Here is a 16,567-nt window from a genome sequence, read left to right as displayed (position 1 = left end):
TGCTCGCGAAGCTTTTTACAGGGTCAGCGTGAGTTTGCTGATCAGTGCCCCCGGCAACAACGCCGACGCTGTGGCCCGCTGGCTGTAGGTACTGGCCGACAACATCAGCTCGCGCTCCTCGGTCAACGCTTCCAGCTGCGAACCCAGCAAACTGTAAGCACTGTCATCAAACCGCATGGTGCTCACCGGCGCCTGAATCTCGCCGTTCTCGACCCAGAAGGTCGCAAACCGCGTCATGCCGGTCAGGCGTGCCGCCGGCTGATCCGAGTAGTTCAGGTACCACAGGTTGCTGATGTAAAGCCCCGTGCCCAATTGCTTGAGAATCTCTGCGTCAGGCAACGTACCGGCCGCCATGTTCACTGCGCTTGGCATTTCACCGCCGCTGGCGCCATTAGCGGTCAGGCCGTACTCGGCCGCACTGCGTGAACTGACCATCTGTGCGCCGGCCTTGCCGTTGACGATCAACCCAAGATCGCTGCGCGGATAACCTTCGCCGGAGAATGCCGGGCTCAACGAACCGCTGACCTTTTCATCAACGGACACCAACGGGCTGAACGCACTGTCGCCCGCATAAAGCTTCTGCAACGGGCTGTTTTTGCTGGCAATCGACTGCGCCGAGAAACCGCCCCAGCCCAGCATGTCCATGATTTCTCCCAGGGCCGCCGGTGCCAGATAGGCGCGGTACTGACCCGGCGCCAGGGTGTGTTGCGGTCTGCCGAGAAACGCCAACTGCTCGCGCGCCTGCGCAAAGCGCTTGGCAAAACCTTCGCTTTTCCAGTCGTGCCCGGCGTAACAGGCTTTAACCGCTTGGCCGTTTTCATGGACCAGACTGAAATCAAAGTTGAAGCTGTTGGCCTGATGCCAGCCGAACGCGCCCGAAGAACTGGCGAAGCCGCGACTGATCGGGCCGGCGGCGTAGAAACCCACCAGGTCCAGCCCTTCGGCGGCCTGGGTGATTTCAGCGACCACTTGCTCGGTGTCCGGCAGCGGATGATCTTGAACATTCTTGCTCTGCCAGCCGTTGTGGTTGAGCAGCAGGTAGGGATCCTGCGGCAGCAACGGCAAGGTTTCGCGCAGCTGTTGCAGACCTTCGGCCAGGCGCTGAGTATCGACTTCAGTATCACCGGAAAGGGTGATGTTCAGGTCGGCATGGCGACCGTCTTTGATCAACTTGAAACCGACGCTCGCCTGCTGCACCTGACCGGCCTGACGCACCTTGGCGTGGTTGAAGCGCACGAAGGCCGACGATTCCGCGGCGTAACTGAGGGTGAACTGTTCCGGCTCGCGAATCGCGTCGCGCAGCCAGTTGACCAAGGCCTTGAACGCATCGGCCTGACTTTTTGAAGTACTCATCAGGCATCCCCCCCAAACACATCAACGTTGCTGAACACACAGGCCGGTGACGCATGGCCGACGCGGATCACCTGGTTCGGTTCGCCCTTGCCGCAGTTCGGTGTGCCCAGGACCTTGACGGTGTTCGCATCGCCGACGGCGCTGAGGCTTTTCCAGAACTGAGCGGAAATCGCCCGGTAGTTGGGGTTCTTCACCACGCCTTTGAGTTCGCCGTTTTCGATCAACTGAGCCCATTCGCAACCGAACTGGAATTTGTTGCGCGCATCGTCGATGGACCACGAGCGGTTGGTACTCATCAAAATCCCGTGCTCGATGTTACCGATCAGCTGTTCCAGCGGTTGATCACCGGGCTCGATGTTCAGGTTGGCCATACGGTCGATCGGTGGGCGGTTCCAGCCGCAGGCACGGCTGTTGGCAACGCCGTCCATGCCGGCACGGAATTGCGATAGCGCGCCGCCCAATGGGCGCAGCAGCAAGCCTTCTTTAATCAGGAATTGTTTGCTCGCGGCAGTACCGTCGTCGTCATGGCCATAGCTGGCTAGCTGCTCGGGGATGTCCGGGTCGAAGGTCACGTTGAGCAGTTTGGAACCGTATTGCAGGCTGCCGAAGTCTTCTGCCTTGACGAAACTGGTACCGGCGTAATTGCGCTCGTCCCCGAGGATGCGGTCCAGTTCCAGCGGGTGGCCGATGGACTCGTGGATCTGCAGCATCATTTGGTCCGGCATCAACAGCAGGTCACGCGGGCCTTTCGGGGTGTTCGGTGCCAGCAGCAATTGCAGCGCTTGATCAGCGACTTTCGGGCCGGCACCGACCAGGCCGCAGCGGCTGATCACATCGAAGCCGCCCTGTTGGCCGAAATTTTCGCGGCCCAGGGTACGGGTCTGGCTGTCATTGCCGTCGTAGGCGGTGACGTCCACGCTCGGGTAGACGAAACGCTGGGCCTGGCGCAGTTCGGCGCCGGCGCTGTTGAGGTAAATCTGCTCGACGTTAGTGATGCCGATGCTCACCTGCCAGTTCACCAGTCGCTCGTCCTTGGGCACGGATGCGGATTCGGCGCCGAGCAGTTGGTAGCAATCGCTCAGGGACGGGAAGGGCTGGTCGAGGTTCGGCGAAAAGTAATCGGCGCGGTCGCTGGAAACGGCTTGCTCGCGCAGGTCGAGCAGGGCGTGGGGCTTGAGTCGGCGGGCTTGCTGCTCGGCTCGCTCCAGCGCGGCTTGCAGGCCGGACTGGGAGAGGTCATTGGTCGCGGCGTAGGCTTCGACGCCGTTGACCCGAACGGTCAGCATCGCGCCTTCGTCACGGCTCAGGCTCGGAGGTTCGGCGACATTCTTGCGCACCGAGAGGTACTGACCGGACTCGCGCACATAACGCAGCGAAAAGAATTCAGCGCCCGTGCGCAAAGCAGCAAAACGCTGCTTGAGTTGGGGATGGAAATCGAACATTCGGGAACCTCCTTGGTATGGAGTGGCGGTGTATCGATGTCGCGAGGGGGGAAACGTTTGCGTGGCGCTAGATTAGGCCTGCGCTGGGGGTAGGATCAAGCGCGGAGCGGTGTAGGAAGTGATTACCAGGAGAGGTGCTGTGTTTCGTAGGGCCCCTTCGCGAGCAGGCTCGCTCCCACATTTGGTCTTTGGTGTTCACAGAATCTGTGTTCACTGAAGATCCCCTGTGGGAGCGAGCCTGCTCGCGAAGGCCGCGCCTCGGTATAACGGTCTTACTGAGCAGTCAGGCTCACATCCCGCAACGGCTTGCCACGCACCGGCGCATCGCCGGCCACGAAGTAAGCAGCCTTGCTACGCGGCAATGGCTTGCGACCACGGATCTTGTCGGCGATTTTCTCGGCGATCATGATCGTCGGCGCGTTCAGGTTGCCGGTGGTGATGATCGGCATGATCGAGGCATCAACCACACGCAGGCTCTGCATGCCGTGCACACGACCTTCAGCGTCAACCACCGCCATTTCGTCGGTGCCCATCTTGCACGAGCAGGACGGGTGGAACGCGGTTTCGGCGTGTTCGCGGATGAACTTGTCCAACTGCTCATCGGTTTGCACGTCGATGCCCGGGCTGATCTCGCGGCCACGGAAAGCGTCCAGTGCAGGCTGCTGCATGATTTCACGGGTCAGGCGGATGCCGTCGCGGAATTCCTGCCAGTCCTGCTCGGTGGCCATGTAGTTGAACAGGATGCTCGGGTACTGGCGCGGATCCTTCGACTTGGCCTGAATCCGACCACGGCTCGGCGAACGCATGGAACCCATGTGCGCCTGGAAACCGTGCTCTTTCACACCGTTGCTGCCGTTGTAGTTAATGGCAACTGGCAGGAAGTGGTACTGGATGTTCGGCCAATCGAATTCTTCGCGGGTACGGATGAAACCGCCGGCTTCGAACTGGTTGCTGGCGCCGATGCCGGTGCCGTTGAACAGCCACTCGGCACCAATGGCCGGCTGGTTGTACCAGAGCAGCGACGGGTACAGCGAGACCGGTTGGGTGCAGGCGTATTGCAGGTACAGCTCGAGGTGATCCTGCAGGTTTTCGCCGACGCCTGGCAGGTCATGGACCACCGGGATGTCGAGCTTGTTCAGCAGTTCGGCCGGGCCGACGCCAGAGCGTTGCAGAATCTGCGGCGAAGCGATGGCGCCAGAGCACAGCAGCACTTCTTTGCGGGCGCGGGCTTCAACACGCTCTTCAGCGGCGCCGATCAAGTAACGCACGCCGACTGCACGCTTGCCTTCGAACAGAATCTTGTCGGTCAGGGCATGGGTGACGATGGTCAGGGTCGAGCGCTTCTTGGCGATGTCCAGGTAACCGCGAGCGGTGCTGGCGCGACGGCCGTTCGGCGTCACGGTGCGGTCCATCGGGCCGAAACCTTCCTGCTGATAACCGTTGAGGTCTTCGGTACGCGGGTAACCGGCTTGCACGCCGGCTTCAACCATCGCGTTGAACAGCGGATTGTTGCCGGCTTTCGGCGTGGTCACGCTGACCGGGCCGTCGCTACCGTGGTAGTCGTTCGCGCCGATGTCCCGAGTTTCAGCCTTGCGGAAATACGGCAGGCAGTTCAGGTAATCCCAGTCTTCCAGACCTGGCAGTTTGGCCCAGTTGTCGTAGTCCATCGCGTTGCCGCGGATGTAGCACATGCCGTTGATCAGCGAAGAACCACCCAGGCCCTTACCGCGACCGCATTCCATCCGGCGACCGTCCATGTGTGGTTCTGGATCGGTTTCGTAGCCCCAGTTATAGCGACGACCTTGCAGCGGGAACGCCAAAGCGGCTGGCATTTGCGTGCGGAAGTCTAAACGGTAGTCCGGGCCGCCTGCTTCGAGCAGCAGGACGGTGACGCCTTCGTCTTCAGTCAGACGGGTCGCCAGGGTGTTACCGGCCGAGCCGGCACCGATGATGATGTAATCGAATTCTTGGGACATTAAATGCACCCTCTTTGAAGTTGGTCAGGTCTGGCCAAGGCGAGTGCTTCGCACTCGATTCGCGAGCAGGCTCGCTCCCACAAGGACAGTGCATGACCTGTGGGAGCGAGCCTGCTCGCGATGACGGCCTCTCAGGCGAAGCAAACCCCGCCTTAGAAAACCGAGGCGTAATCGCCCAGTTCGACCTGTACCGATTTGATGCGTGTGAAGTTGTTCAGCGAGCTGATGCCGTTCTCACGGCCCACGCCCGACTGCTTGTAGCCGCCGACCGGCATCTTGGCGTCGGACTCGCCCCAGGCGTTGATCCAGCAGATACCGGCTTCCAGTTGATGAATCACGCGGTGAGCGCGGTTCAGGTCTTTGGTGACGATGCCAGCCGCCAGGCCGAAGTCGGTGTCGTTGGCGCGACGGATCACTTCTTCTTCGGTTTCGTAGGTCAGGATGCTCATCACCGGGCCGAAGATTTCTTCGCGAACGATGGTCATCTCGTCGGTGCAGTCGGTGAACACGGTCGGTGCCACGAACGCGCCTTTGGCGAATTCGCCTTCGGTCAGACGGCTGCCGCCGCACAGCACGCGAGCGCCTTCTTCCTTACCTTTGGCGATGTAACCCAGCACGCTTTCCATGTGGGCGAAGCTGACCAGAGGACCGAAGTTGGTGTTCTCGTCTTCCGGGTTGCCGACGCGGATGCGCGCAACGCGTTCAACGATCTTGGCTTCGAAAGCGGCTTTCAGGTGGCTTGGCACGAACACGCGAGTGCCGTTGGTGCAGACCTGACCGGAGCTGTAGAAGTTGGCCATCATCGCGGTGTCGGCGGCGCGATCGAGGTCGGCGTCGTCGAAGATGATCAGCGGGGATTTGCCGCCCAGTTCCATGGTCACGTCTTTCAGCGACGAGGCGGAAGCGCTGGCCATGACCTTCTTGCCGGTGTCGGTGCCGCCGGTGAAGGAGATTTTTTCGATGCGTGGGTGCTCGGTCAACCAGGTACCGACTTCACGGCCGCTGCCGGTCAGCACGTTGAACACGCCAGCCGGAACGCCAGCTTCGGTGTAGATCTCGGCCAGTTTCAGCGTGGTCAGGGAAGTGACTTCGCTTGGCTTGAAGATCATCGCGTTACCGGCCGCCAAGGCAGGTGCGGATTTCCACAAGGCGATCTGGATCGGGTAGTTCCACGCGCCGATACCGGCCACGACGCCCAGCGGCTCGCGACGGGTGTAGACGAACGAAGTGGTGCGCAGCGGAATCTGCTCGCCTTCGATGGCCGGCACCAGACCTGCGTAGTACTCCAGCACGTCAGCGCCGGTGACGATGTCGACGTACTTGGTTTCGGAGAACGACTTGCCGGTGTCCAGGGTTTCCAGGGCAGCCAGTTCATCGTTGCGCTCGCGCAGGATGTCGACGGCACGACGCAGGATGCGCGAACGCTCCATGGCGGTCATTGCGGCCCAGATTTTCTGGCCCTTTTCGGCGCTGACGACGGCGCGCTCAACGTCTGACTGGGTCGCACGTTGTACGGTTGCGAGGACTTCACCGTTAGCCGGGTTGATGGCTTCGAAGGTGGCGTCGCTGCTGGCGTCACTGTAGCCGCCATCGATGTAGAGTTTTTGCAGTTCGAAACGGGCCATATAGTCCTCGCAAGAGCATAAGTTGGTTGGCGGTAACCACCGGGCGTGCCTTATAGCTTGGGCAACGCTGGTCAGTGGCAGTTCAGGTGCTGAGCGGTTCTGTGTGCTCTAACTCACCTGCTTGGCCAGTTGGAAATCCATGTATTCGTAAGCGATCTGGTGCGCTTGCCCGGTGTCGAAAGCATCTCCCGACAGCGCACCGCGCAACCACAAACCGTCGATAAGGGCTGCCAGACCGCGGGCTGCACTGCGCGCGTCTTCGAGCGGCAATACACGGCGGAACTGGCAGCACAGGTTGGAATACAGACGGTGATCGTTGATCCGCTGCAACCTGTGCAAAGACGGGTGGTGCATGCTGGTGGCCCAGAAGGCCAGCCAGGTTTTCATTGCCGGGCCATTGACCTGGCTGGCGTCGAAGTTGCCTTCGATAATCACCTGGAGGTGAGCCCGTGGGCTGCTGTCCTCCAGCGCCTGACGACGCGCGGTGACGTTCTCGCTGAGGACACTCATCAGATACTGCGCCGTGGCAGCGATCAGGCCGTTCTTGTCCTGAAAATAGTGACTGATGATGCCATTCGAGACACCGGCCAAACGGGCGATCAGCGCAATGCTGGCGTCCCCCATTCCGACCTGATCTACCGCCTGCAATGTGGCTTCGATCAACTGCTGGCGGCGAATGGGTTGCATACCGACCTTGGGCATCTTGCACATCTCCTTAGGCCTTCCGGCGGACGTAAAACGTCTATCGGATTGAAGGCCAGTCTATTTTGTTTTGATTGAACGTTCAATCAACAAAGAATAAGATCTGCGACAATTCGTCGCTGCCTACAGGTTTTTCCTACACGTAGTTGGCGGAAAAACGACGTCTGAAAACGCTCGAAACCCCCGCGCACTGGCGCTTCCGGGCTTCGGGCTTTTTTCGGGCTGTCTTTATATCACCCGCCGGTCGGCTGCCAACTAACCGATTCGTCGGGTAACGCGTTGCCTTGTGTTCTTCTCTCGCACTGCCTGGAGCATCTGTGCCATGAGTTCTGCCTCTCTAATAAAGACCCCACCCGAGAAGGTGACGGTCAACGGTTGGGTGTTCTACACCTCTACCGCGTTGATCCTGTTGTTGACCGCCATTCTGATCATCGCCCCGCAAGAGGCCGGCAGATTGCTTGGTATTGCCCAGGCCTGGTTGTCCCGCAGCTTCGGCTGGTACTACATGGTGGTGATCGCCGCTTATCTGGTCTTCGTGGTTGGCCTGGCGTTTTCGTCCTACGGCAAGCTCAAGCTGGGCAGCAAGGACGACACGCCTGACTTCAGCTACGGCGCCTGGGCGGGGATGCTGTTCTCGTCGGGTATTGGCATCTCGCTGCTGTACTTCGGTGCTTCCGAGCCGCTGGACCACTACTTCAATCCGCCGGAAGGCGTGGCCGCCAGCAACATGGCCGCCCGTCAGGCTGTGCAGCTGACGTTCTTGCACTGGGGCCTGCATGGCTGGGCGATCTACGCGTTGGTCGGCTTGGCCGTGGCGTACTTTGCTTACCGTCATAACCAGCCGCTGGCATTGCGTTCGGCGCTGTATCCGCTGGTGGGCGAGCGCTGGGTCAAAGGCGCGGCCGGTCATGCGGTGGACGGCTTCGGCATGTTCGTGACCCTGCTGGGTCTGGTGACGAACCTGGGGATTGGTTCGTTGCAAGTGTCGTCGGGGCTTGAAAACCTGTTCGGCATGGAACACAGCAACACCAACCTGATGATCGTGATCATCGTGATGAGCACCGTGGCGACCATCGCGGCGGTGTCGGGTGTGGAAAACGGCATCCGCCGTCTGTCCAACCTGAACATCGTGTTGTTCAGCGGCCTGCTGATTTTTGTGCTGTTGTTCGGCCCGACCCTGCACTTGCTCAACGGCTTCGTGCAAAACATCGGCGACTACCTCAACGGCGTGGTGCTGAAGACCTTCGACCTCTATGTGTATGAAGGCGACAGCGAGAAGTCCGACCGCTGGTTGGGCCTCTGGACCCTGTTCTACTGGGCCTGGTGGATTTCCTGGGCCCCATTCGTGGGTATGTTCATCGCGCGTATTTCCCGTGGTCGCACGGTGCGTGAACTGGTAGCCGGTGTGTTGCTGATTCCACTGGGTTTCACGCTGGCGTGGTTGTCGATCTTCGGTAACTCGGCCTTGGACCTGGTGATGAACCATGGGGCGGTGGAACTCGGCAAGACGGCGCTGGAAAAGCCGTCGATGGCGATCTACCAACTGCTTGAGCACTACCCAGCGTCGAAAATCGTGATCGGCGTGTCGATCTTTGTCGGTTTCGTGCTGTTCCTGACCCCGGCGGATTCCGGCGCGGTGATGATGGCCAACCTTTCCTGCAAGGGCGGTAACGTCGACGAAGACGCCCCGCACTGGCTGCGGATCTTCTGGTCGGCGGTGATCACGCTGGTGACCATCGGCCTGCTGTTCGCCGGTAACTTCGAAGCCATGCAAACCATGGTGGTGCTGGCCGGGCTGCCGTTCTCGGTGGTGCTGGTGTTCTTCATGTTCGGCTTGCACAAGGCGATGCGCCAGGACGTGCAGATCGAACAGGAGCAAGCGGAGCTCGCAGCCCGCGGTCGTCGTGGTTTCAGCGAGCGTTTGACGCAGCTGGACTTGCAGCCGAACCAGTCGATTGTTCAGCGTTTCATGGACAAGCAAGTCAGCCCGGCGCTGGAAGATGCGGCGGTGCAATTGCGTGCCCAAGGCCTGGACGTGCAAACGTTGCTGGGCAAGTCGAAGCGTTGCATGGGCGTACGGATCGAGATGGAAGAGGGCAACCCTTTTGTCTACGAAGTGAGCCTGGACGGCTACCTGGCCGCGGCGAGCGAGACGGTGTCGGCTGAAAGCGCCGATGAACCCCGCGCACGTTACTACCGCGCCGAGGTGTACTTGCACAACGGCAGTCAGGACTACGACTTGATGGGCTTCACTCAGGATCAGATCACCCGTGACGTGCTCGATCAGTTTGAAAGCCATCGGCAGCTCCTTGGCCGGGTTTACAGCTAAAACTTGATAGAACGCGGTGTTTCAGTCTGAAGCACCGCGTCGAGTTCTTCGCGAGCAGGCTCGCTCCCACAGGTGACTGAGTTCTACCAGAGCAACGCGGTCGAATGTGGGAGCGAGCCTGCTCGCGAAGGGGCCATCAGCCGCAAAGCTGTTTGCCCCGATATCCCGTAAACAAAAACGCCGCGATCCTCTCGCGGCGTTTTTGTGTGTGTTGCCTTACCCCAGATTCTTGCCGAGCAGTGCGTGGTACAGCTCGCTGTCACCCAGAATCCCGACAACCTTGTTGTTGTCGTGCAGCACCAGCTTATTACCGGTCTGATAACGAATCTGCAGCGCATCGCGCATGCCGATGTTCGAATCTACCAACGTTGGACGACGACCCAACCCTTCAACCGCTTGCCCGGGAATCCAGTTCTGCAGGTCCAGGCTCGCGCCGTTCTGGCGTGCGCCTTTGATGGTGTTGCCTTCGGCCAGGTCCAGCCAGGAGTCGCCGCCCGGATCGAGGCATACCGAACCGTTGATGCGTTTGCAGTTGTCCAGGGTGCGCATCAGGCTGCGACCGCACAGTACGTTCAGCGGATTGGTGTGGGCGACGAAGGTCCGCACGTAATCGTCCGCAGGGTTCAACACGATCTCTTCCGGCTTGCTGTACTGGACGATCCGGCCGTCTTTCATGATCGCGATACGGCTGCCGAGCTTCAGGGCTTCATCGAGGTCGTGGCTCACGAACACGATGGTTTTGTTCAGCTTGCTTTGCAGTTCCAGCAGTTCGTCTTGCAGGCCCTGGCGGATCAGCGGATCGAGCGCCGAGAACGGTTCGTCCATCAGCAGAATGTCGGCATCCATCGCCAGCGCGCGGGCCAGGCCCACACGTTGCTGCATACCACCGGAGAGCTCGTCCGGCTTCTTGTTGCGCCACTGGGTCAGGCCCACCAGCTCAAGTTTTTCATCGACCAGTTTTTTCCGTTCCTTCTCCGGACGACCCTGCATTTCCAGACCGAAGCTGATGTTCTCGCGAACGGTCAGCCAAGGCATCAGGGCGAACTTCTGGAACACCATCGCAATGCGCTTGGTGCGCATCATTTTCAGTTCCGCCGGGGTGCAGGAAGCGATGTCGATCTGCTTGCCTTCGTGCTCGACGAACAGCTTGCCGCGGCTGACGGTGTTGAGGCCGTTGATGCAGCGCAGCAGGCTGGACTTGCCGGAGCCGGACAGGCCCATCAGCACGCAGATTTCACCCTTTTCGACGTCCAGGCTGGCCTTTTCGACGCCGACAATCTGTCCGGTCTTTTTCAGGATCTGGTCGCGGGTCATGCCCTGATCGAGGAGTTTCAAGGCCTCGCGCGGGTCTTTGGAGAAGATTACGTCGACGTCTTCGAAGCGAATAATGCTCATGCGTCACCCCCTACTTTGGCTTCGGGTTGTTTGCAGATACGGTCGAGCATGATCGCCAGCAATACGATCGCCAGGCCGGCTTCGAAGCCCAGGGCGATATCAGCAGTGTTCAGTGCGTTGACCACGGGTTTGCCCAAGCCGTCGGCGCCCACCAGTGCCGCGATCACCACCATCGACAACGACAGCATGATGCACTGGGTGATACCGGCCGCGATGCTTGGCATGGCGTAGGGCAGTTCGATGCGTGCGAGCAGTTGACGGCGCGAGCAGCCGAAGGCTTTGCCGGCGTCCATCAATTCTGCGGGAACATCACGGATACCCAGGTAAGTCAGGCGGATAGGTGCGGCAATCGCGAACACCACCGTAGAAATCAGGCCCGGGACCACACCCAGACCGAAGAGGGTCAGGGTAGGAATGAGGTACACGAAGGTCGGCACGGTCTGCATCAGATCGAGCACCGGACGCATCAGTGTGTAAAACATCGGTTTATGCGCGGCGACGATGCCCAACGGCACGCCGATGACCACGCAGACCAGGGTGGCGAACAACACCTGGGCAAGGGTTTCCATGGTTTCCTGCCAGTACCCCAGATTGAGGATCAGCAGGAAGGAGGCGATGACAAAAACGGTCAGGCCCCATTTTCGTTGAATGAAGTGTGCCAGTAGCGCGATGAGGCCGATCAATGCCAGCGGGTTGAACCAGGTCAGCGCAAAAGTCACGCCGTGGATCATCGTTTCCAGCGACACGGCGATTGCGTCGAAGGTGTTGGCGCCGTGTTGCGTCAACCATTCAACGAAGCCCGCGATGTACTGGCCTAAAGGTATTTTCTGATCAATCAGCATGGTAGTGAACGTCCGCATGCAAGGAAATTAACAGCCCGGGCGACCTGGATCGCCCGGCGTAAGCGATTACTGCGCGAGCTTGGCTTTCACGGCCTCCAGGCCTGGTTTACCGTCAATGGTGGTCACGCCAGCGAGCCAGGTATCGAGGACCTGTGGATTCTTTTTCAGCCAGGCCTTGGCGGCCGCGTCAGGCTTCATTTTGTCGTCCAGGACGTTGCCCATCAGGGTGCTTTCCATGTCCAGCGTGAACTGCAGGTTTTTCAGCAACTGACCGACGTTGCTGCATTCCTGCGCATAGCCCTTGCGGGTGTTGGTGTAGATGGTTGCCTGGCCGAAGTTCGGGCCGAAATAGTCGTCACCGCCGGTCAGGTACTTCATCTTGAAACGCGTGTTCATCGGGTGTGGTTCCCAGCCCAGGAACACCACGGCGGTGTTGCGGCGCTGGGCGCGATCGACTTGCGAGAGCATGCCTGCCTCGCTGGACTCGACCACCTTGAAGCCGGCGTCTTTCAAGCCGAAGGCGTTCTTGTCGATCATGCTCTGGATCAGGCGGTTGCCGTCGTTGCCTGGTTCGATGCCATAGATCTTGCCGTCGAGTTCTTTCTTGAACTTGGCGATGTCGGCGAAATCTTTAAGACCTTTGTTATACAACTCTTCCGGGACGGCGAGTGTGTATTTTGCGTTTTCCAGGTTGGCGCGCAGGGTGTCCACGGTGCCGGCATCGCGGTAGGCCTTGATGTCGTTTTCCATGGTCGGCATCCAGTTACCCAGAAATACGTCCATGTTCTTGCCGTCGGCCAGGGACTTGTAGGTCACCGGTACGGAAATCATCGTGGTTTTGGTCTTGTAGCCGAGGGCATCGAGGACGACGCTGGTGGTGGCGGTGGTGACAGTAATGTCAGTCCAGCCGACATCGGAGAAGTTTACGGTGCTGCATTGAGCCGGTTCGGCGGCTTGAGCCAGAAACGGCAGACTCAGCATGGCGGCCAACAACAACGACGGGGAACCTTTCATGGATGGACTCCTTGGTGTTTTTTTTGGCAGTGTTCCGACTGGACCACCGCACTTATAGGTTGCGGTTGGATGGCGTTTTGGAGACATCTCTACCACGGCGCCTTGCAATCGAGTCGATACGATCATGTACCAGTGAAAATCTGACGCCTACAGGGTGCGTCGTAACCAGTACAGGGATGGTCGCATCCAGTGTCGCTGACGTCGCTTACAGCTATTTTCAGCGTTTTATGCTCCTTCTGACCGTAAAAAAAACGTGAAAACGTAGCGCTGATGGCTCGCGGCGTTGGTGGGCATGAGTGCGTCGGTGTGAGACGTCGAACGACATGACAAAAGCCTGATGATGCGGCCATCTCGGCGGATTGCAGCTTGAGCGTAGCAGCTCCGTCACTGGGCGCTTTGGCGTCTGGAGTTGGCACATCCAGGAGTTCGGCAGTAATGGCTATCAGTGTTTTCGACCTGTTCAAAATCGGCATCGGCCCTTCCAGTTCGCACACCGTGGGACCGATGCGCGCCGCGGCGTTGTTCGTGCAAGGTTTGCGTGAGCAGGGTCTTTTGGAACAAGTACGGCGCGTCGAAGTTCAGCTCTATGGTTCGTTGTCGGCCACCGGCATCGGTCACGGCAGCGACAACGCGGTGATCATGGGCCTGATGGGTGAGTGGCCGGACGCGATCGATCCGTCGCAAATCGGCATTCGCATCGAAACCCTGCGCGAAACCCACACGCTGTTGCTCGACGGTCGTTTGTCGGTCCCGTTCATCTGGGCCCGGGACATGCGCCTGATCGACGAGAACCTGCCGTTCCACCCCAACGCCATGACGCTGATCGTCGAAGGCGATGACGGCGAGCTGCATCGCGACACCTACTATTCCATCGGCGGCGGTTTTGTCGTTGATGAGGCACAGGCTTCCAGCGGCGTGGTCGATCTGGACCGCACCGTGCTGCCGTACGATTTTTCCAGCGCCGTCGAACTGCTTAGCCTCTGCAAGCAGCACAACTTGCGCGTTGCAGAGTTGATGATGGCCAACGAGAAGGTCTGGCGCAGCGAAGAGGAAATCCGCGCTGGCCTGATGACACTCTGGCGCGCCATGCAGGATTGCGTCGAACAAGGCCTCAAGCACGAAGGCATCTTGCCCGGCGGACTGAATGTGCGCCGTCGCGCAGCCAAGTTGCATCGCAGCCTGCAAGAATTGGGTAAACCCAATGTCATCGGTTCGACATTAAGTGCCATGGAGTGGGTCAACCTGTTCGCCCTGGCGGTCAACGAAGAAAACGCCGCTGGCGGGCGCATGGTGACTGCACCGACCAATGGCGCGGCGGGGATCATTCCGGCGGTGCTGCACTACTTTATGAAGTTCAGCGAGGTGGTGACTGACGCCAACGTCGTCGACTATTTCCTCAGTGCGGCGGCGGTAGGGATTCTGTGCAAGAAAAACGCTTCGATTTCCGGTGCCGAAGTCGGTTGCCAGGGCGAAGTCGGTTCGGCCTGTGCCATGGCGGCGGCCGGGTTGGCGGAGATCCTCGGCGCCACACCGGAGCAGCTGTGCAACGCGGCGGAAATCGGTCTGGAACACAACCTCGGCCTGACCTGCGACCCGGTGGGCGGGCTGGTGCAAGTGCCGTGCATCGAGCGCAACGCCATTGCTGCGGTGAAGGCGATCAACGCGGCGCAGATGGCGCTGCGTGGCGACGGTCAGCACTTTATCTCGCTGGATCGGGTGATCCGCACGATGCGTGATACTGGCGCCGATATGCATGACAAATATAAAGAGACATCGCGCGGTGGGTTGGCGGTTAGCGCGGTTGAGTGCTGATTCAGTAAGACAGTTGCTCCCACATTCGACCGCACTACCCTGAGAGAGCTCGGTCACCTGTGGGAGCGGGCTTGCTCGCGAAGGCGTCAGACCAGTCAAAACTGCGCGCAAAGTGAACACCCGATTCAAAACGCGCCACGTTTTGGCGCGTCGCTTACAGATAAGCGACTTGCCCGAGATCCGGGATCCAGGTTGGCCATTACCGCCTGTCACCTGTGCTTGCGGTGACACTCTTCACCAGGTCGCTGTAGCCCTGTTCCCACAAGTGCTACCGATTTGCTCACGCCCAACGGGGCAGAGCGCCTCCCTCCGTTAATGGCACTTATAACCCCCACTCGCGGCGCGGCTTATATAGACGCGGCGCGACGTCGTTTTCAGGAGTTATTGAACGGTCATTCAACTTTAGGCATGGCATTTGCTCTGTCATTACAAAGCCCGTCTCCCACGCGAGAACGATGGCAATAACAAGAGCCTCCGCCTGAGGCCATCACCCGCTTTGTGTGAGGAGATACCGCGATGACGACGTTCAACTCCGGGGCTCAACCCCAGAACCGTGCGCCTCAATCCATCGGCTTTTTGCTGCTGGACAATTTCACGCTTATTTCTCTGGCCTCCGCAGTAGAACCCCTGCGCATGGCCAACCAGTTGTCCGGTCGTGAGCTGTATCGCTGGACCACGATCACAGTCGATGGCGGTCAGGTCTGGGCCAGTGATGGCCTGCAGATCACTCCCGACTGCTCCATGCAAAAAGCACCTGCCCTGGACACCATCATTGTCTGCGGCGGTATCGGCATCCAGCGCACTGTTACCCGTGAACACGTTTCGTGGCTGCAAAGCCAGGCGCGTCAGTCCCGCCGTCTCGGTGCGGTCTGCACCGGCAGCTGGGCCCTGGCGTGCGCCGGCCTGCTGGATGGTTTCGATTGCAGCGTGCACTGGGAATGTCTGGCCTCGATGCAGGAAGCGTTCCCGCGTGTGGCCATGAGTACCCGTCTGTTCACCCTCGACCGTAACCGTTTCACCAGCTCCGGTGGCACCGCGCCGCTGGACATGATGCTGCACCTGATCAGTCGCGATCATGGCCGTGAACTGTCGGCCGCGATCTCGGAAATGTTCGTCTACGAGCGCATCCGCAACGAGCAGGATCACCAGCGCGTGCCGCTCAAGCACATGCTCGGCACCAACCAGCCGAAGTTGCAGGAAATCGTCGCGCTGATGGAGGCCAACCTCGAAGAGCCGATCGACCTTGACGAGCTGGCGGTGTATGTCGCCGTGTCGCGTCGTCAGCTGGAGCGGCTGTTCCAGAAATACCTGCACTGCTCGCCATCGCGTTACTACCTGAAACTGCGCTTGATTCGCGCCCGGCAGTTGCTCAAGCAAACGCCGATGTCGATCATCGAAGTGGCGTCGGTGTGTGGATTCGTGTCTACGCCGCACTTCTCCAAGTGCTACCGCGAATACTTCGGCATTCCGCCGCGTGACGAACGCGTAGGTTCCAACACCACGCAACAAGTGGCGATGATGCCGCTGCCGCAAGCACTGGTGCTGTCGCCGTTGTCCGGGCCGTTGTCGGCGTTGAGTCAGGCGCGTAACGAGTCGACGTTCGCCAGCGTTCGTCTCTAGTCATAGCGGGCGTTTGAAAAATACGACGCGCTCGGTTTCCTCGAAGCCAAGCGCCTTGTGCGTCTCCTGGCTCGGCAGATTGTCGAGGCTCGTGTCGGAGGCCATCTCCAGGCAGCCCTGTGCTCGTCCCCAGTGCGCCACCTGTTCGATCAGTCGTGCGGCCACTCCATGCCGGCGCTGCTGCGGCACCACGTAGATACCTTCCAGATACACCACCGGCGAGCTGTCGGTGCCATTTACGTAGTCGCGACGCGACGAGGCTTCGGCCAGACCGACGGGGTGCTCCTGGCTGTCGTAGGCGACAAAGTTGATATAGCGTTGCGGCTCGCTTAGCTGCTGGGCGATTTCGTCCCGATGCTCCTTTTCCGAAGCATCGGGCCAGAGCGCCTGGCGCAAAGGCAGCCAGCCCGCTTGTTCGTCGGACTGGCAGTGTTGGATACGGAACATCAGCGCTCGC

General features: G+C 59.8%; 12 protein-coding genes. 3 read left to right on the top strand and 9 right to left on the bottom strand.

The window, feature by feature from the left end:
• Positions 1–15 precede the first annotated feature (15 nt).
• The 5 genes from QFX16_RS27005 to betI all read right to left on the bottom strand — a co-directional run bounded on the left by QFX16_RS27005 (position 16) and on the right by betI (position 7,098).
• Positions 16–1,353: a TldD/PmbA family protein gene (locus tag QFX16_RS27005; protein ID WP_283181983.1), complete on the bottom strand. Its 1,338-nt coding sequence runs from the start codon at positions 1,351–1,353 to the stop codon at positions 16–18.
• Entirely contained in the window at positions 1,353–2,795 is a 1,443-nt protein-coding gene (locus QFX16_RS27000) for a TldD/PmbA family protein (protein ID WP_283181982.1), read from the bottom strand. The genes QFX16_RS27005 and QFX16_RS27000 overlap by 1 nt, the downstream gene beginning before the upstream one ends.
• A gap of 272 nt (positions 2,796–3,067) precedes the next feature.
• Positions 3,068–4,771, bottom strand: a complete 1,704-nt coding sequence (betA, locus tag QFX16_RS26995; protein WP_283181981.1) for a choline dehydrogenase — start codon at positions 4,769–4,771, stop codon at positions 3,068–3,070.
• A gap of 152 nt (positions 4,772–4,923) precedes the next feature.
• Entirely contained in the window at positions 4,924–6,396 is a 1,473-nt protein-coding gene (gene betB, locus QFX16_RS26990; protein ID WP_283181980.1) for a betaine-aldehyde dehydrogenase, read from the bottom strand.
• A gap of 108 nt (positions 6,397–6,504) precedes the next feature.
• Positions 6,505–7,098 carry a transcriptional regulator BetI gene (gene betI, locus QFX16_RS26985; RefSeq protein WP_283181979.1) on the bottom strand — a complete coding sequence of 198 codons (594 nt, stop codon included), beginning with the start codon at positions 7,096–7,098 and terminating at the stop codon, positions 6,505–6,507.
• A 379-nt stretch (positions 7,099–7,477) separates the two neighbouring features.
• On the opposite strand from betI, the gene QFX16_RS26980 reads away from it, so the two are divergent.
• A complete protein-coding gene (locus QFX16_RS26980; protein WP_283184643.1) occupies positions 7,478–9,427 on the top strand; it encodes a BCCT family transporter in 1,950 nt (649 codons plus the stop codon).
• Positions 9,428–9,643: 216 nt separating this feature from the next.
• On the opposite strand, the gene choV is transcribed toward QFX16_RS26980, so the two are convergent.
• The 3 genes from choV to QFX16_RS26965 form a co-directional block, all read right to left on the bottom strand.
• Positions 9,644–10,822 (bottom strand): choline ABC transporter ATP-binding protein, encoded by a 1,179-nt coding sequence (choV, locus tag QFX16_RS26975; RefSeq protein WP_283181978.1) that lies wholly within the window; start codon positions 10,820–10,822, stop codon positions 9,644–9,646.
• Entirely contained in the window at positions 10,819–11,664 is an 846-nt protein-coding gene (gene choW / locus QFX16_RS26970; protein WP_282380591.1) for a choline ABC transporter permease subunit, read from the bottom strand. The genes choV and choW overlap by 4 nt, the downstream gene beginning before the upstream one ends.
• 66 nt (positions 11,665–11,730) lie before the next feature.
• A complete protein-coding gene (locus QFX16_RS26965; RefSeq protein ID WP_283181977.1) occupies positions 11,731–12,678 on the bottom strand; it encodes a choline ABC transporter substrate-binding protein in 948 nt (315 codons plus the stop codon).
• 435 nt (positions 12,679–13,113) lie between these two features.
• Between QFX16_RS26965 and QFX16_RS26960 the strand changes: the two genes are divergently transcribed.
• Together QFX16_RS26960 and gbdR are read left to right on the top strand one after the other, a co-directional pair.
• Positions 13,114–14,490, top strand: coding sequence for an L-serine ammonia-lyase (locus QFX16_RS26960; protein ID WP_283181976.1), 1,377 nt, complete (start codon positions 13,114–13,116; stop codon positions 14,488–14,490).
• A gap of 516 nt (positions 14,491–15,006) precedes the next feature.
• Positions 15,007–16,110, top strand: coding sequence for a choline metabolism transcriptional regulator GbdR (gene gbdR, locus QFX16_RS26955; protein WP_283181975.1), 1,104 nt, complete (start codon positions 15,007–15,009; stop codon positions 16,108–16,110).
• On the opposite strand, the gene aac(6') is transcribed toward gbdR, so the two are convergent.
• On the bottom strand, positions 16,111–16,557 hold the full coding sequence (aac(6'), locus tag QFX16_RS26950) for an aminoglycoside 6'-N-acetyltransferase (protein WP_283181974.1): 447 nt from the start codon (positions 16,555–16,557) through the stop codon (positions 16,111–16,113).
• Between the last annotated feature and the right edge of the window lie 10 nt (positions 16,558–16,567).

This window comes from Pseudomonas svalbardensis (assembly GCF_030053115.1).
GTDB lineage: Bacteria > Pseudomonadota > Gammaproteobacteria > Pseudomonadales > Pseudomonadaceae > Aquipseudomonas > Aquipseudomonas svalbardensis.
Note: the sequence above shows the minus strand (reverse complement) of the source record. Positions and strands in the feature narration are given on the sequence as shown.

What these genes read in the sequence shown, in the direction of transcription:
- QFX16_RS27005 (WP_283181983.1), bottom strand. Translation starts at nt 1,353, where the DNA reads ATGAGTACTTCAAAAAGTCAGGCCGATGCGTTCAAGGCCTTGGTCAAC.
- QFX16_RS27000 (WP_283181982.1), bottom strand. Translation starts at nt 2,795, where the DNA reads ATGTTCGATTTCCATCCCCAACTCAAGCAGCGTTTTGCTGCTTTGCGC.
- betA (WP_283181981.1), bottom strand. Translation starts at nt 4,771, where the DNA reads ATGTCCCAAGAATTCGATTACATCATCATCGGTGCCGGCTCGGCCGGT.
- betB (WP_283181980.1), bottom strand. Translation starts at nt 6,396, where the DNA reads ATGGCCCGTTTCGAACTGCAAAAACTCTACATCGATGGCGGCTACAGT.
- betI (WP_283181979.1), bottom strand. Translation starts at nt 7,098, where the DNA reads ATGCCCAAGGTCGGTATGCAACCCATTCGCCGCCAGCAGTTGATCGAA.
- choV (WP_283181978.1), bottom strand. Translation starts at nt 10,822, where the DNA reads ATGAGCATTATTCGCTTCGAAGACGTCGACGTAATCTTCTCCAAAGAC.
- choW (WP_282380591.1), bottom strand. Translation starts at nt 11,664, where the DNA reads ATGCTGATTGATCAGAAAATACCTTTAGGCCAGTACATCGCGGGCTTC.
- QFX16_RS26965 (WP_283181977.1), bottom strand. Translation starts at nt 12,678, where the DNA reads ATGAAAGGTTCCCCGTCGTTGTTGTTGGCCGCCATGCTGAGTCTGCCG.
- QFX16_RS26960 (WP_283181976.1), top strand. Translation starts at nt 13,114, where the DNA reads ATGGCTATCAGTGTTTTCGACCTGTTCAAAATCGGCATCGGCCCTTCC.
- gbdR (WP_283181975.1), top strand. Translation starts at nt 15,007, where the DNA reads ATGACGACGTTCAACTCCGGGGCTCAACCCCAGAACCGTGCGCCTCAA.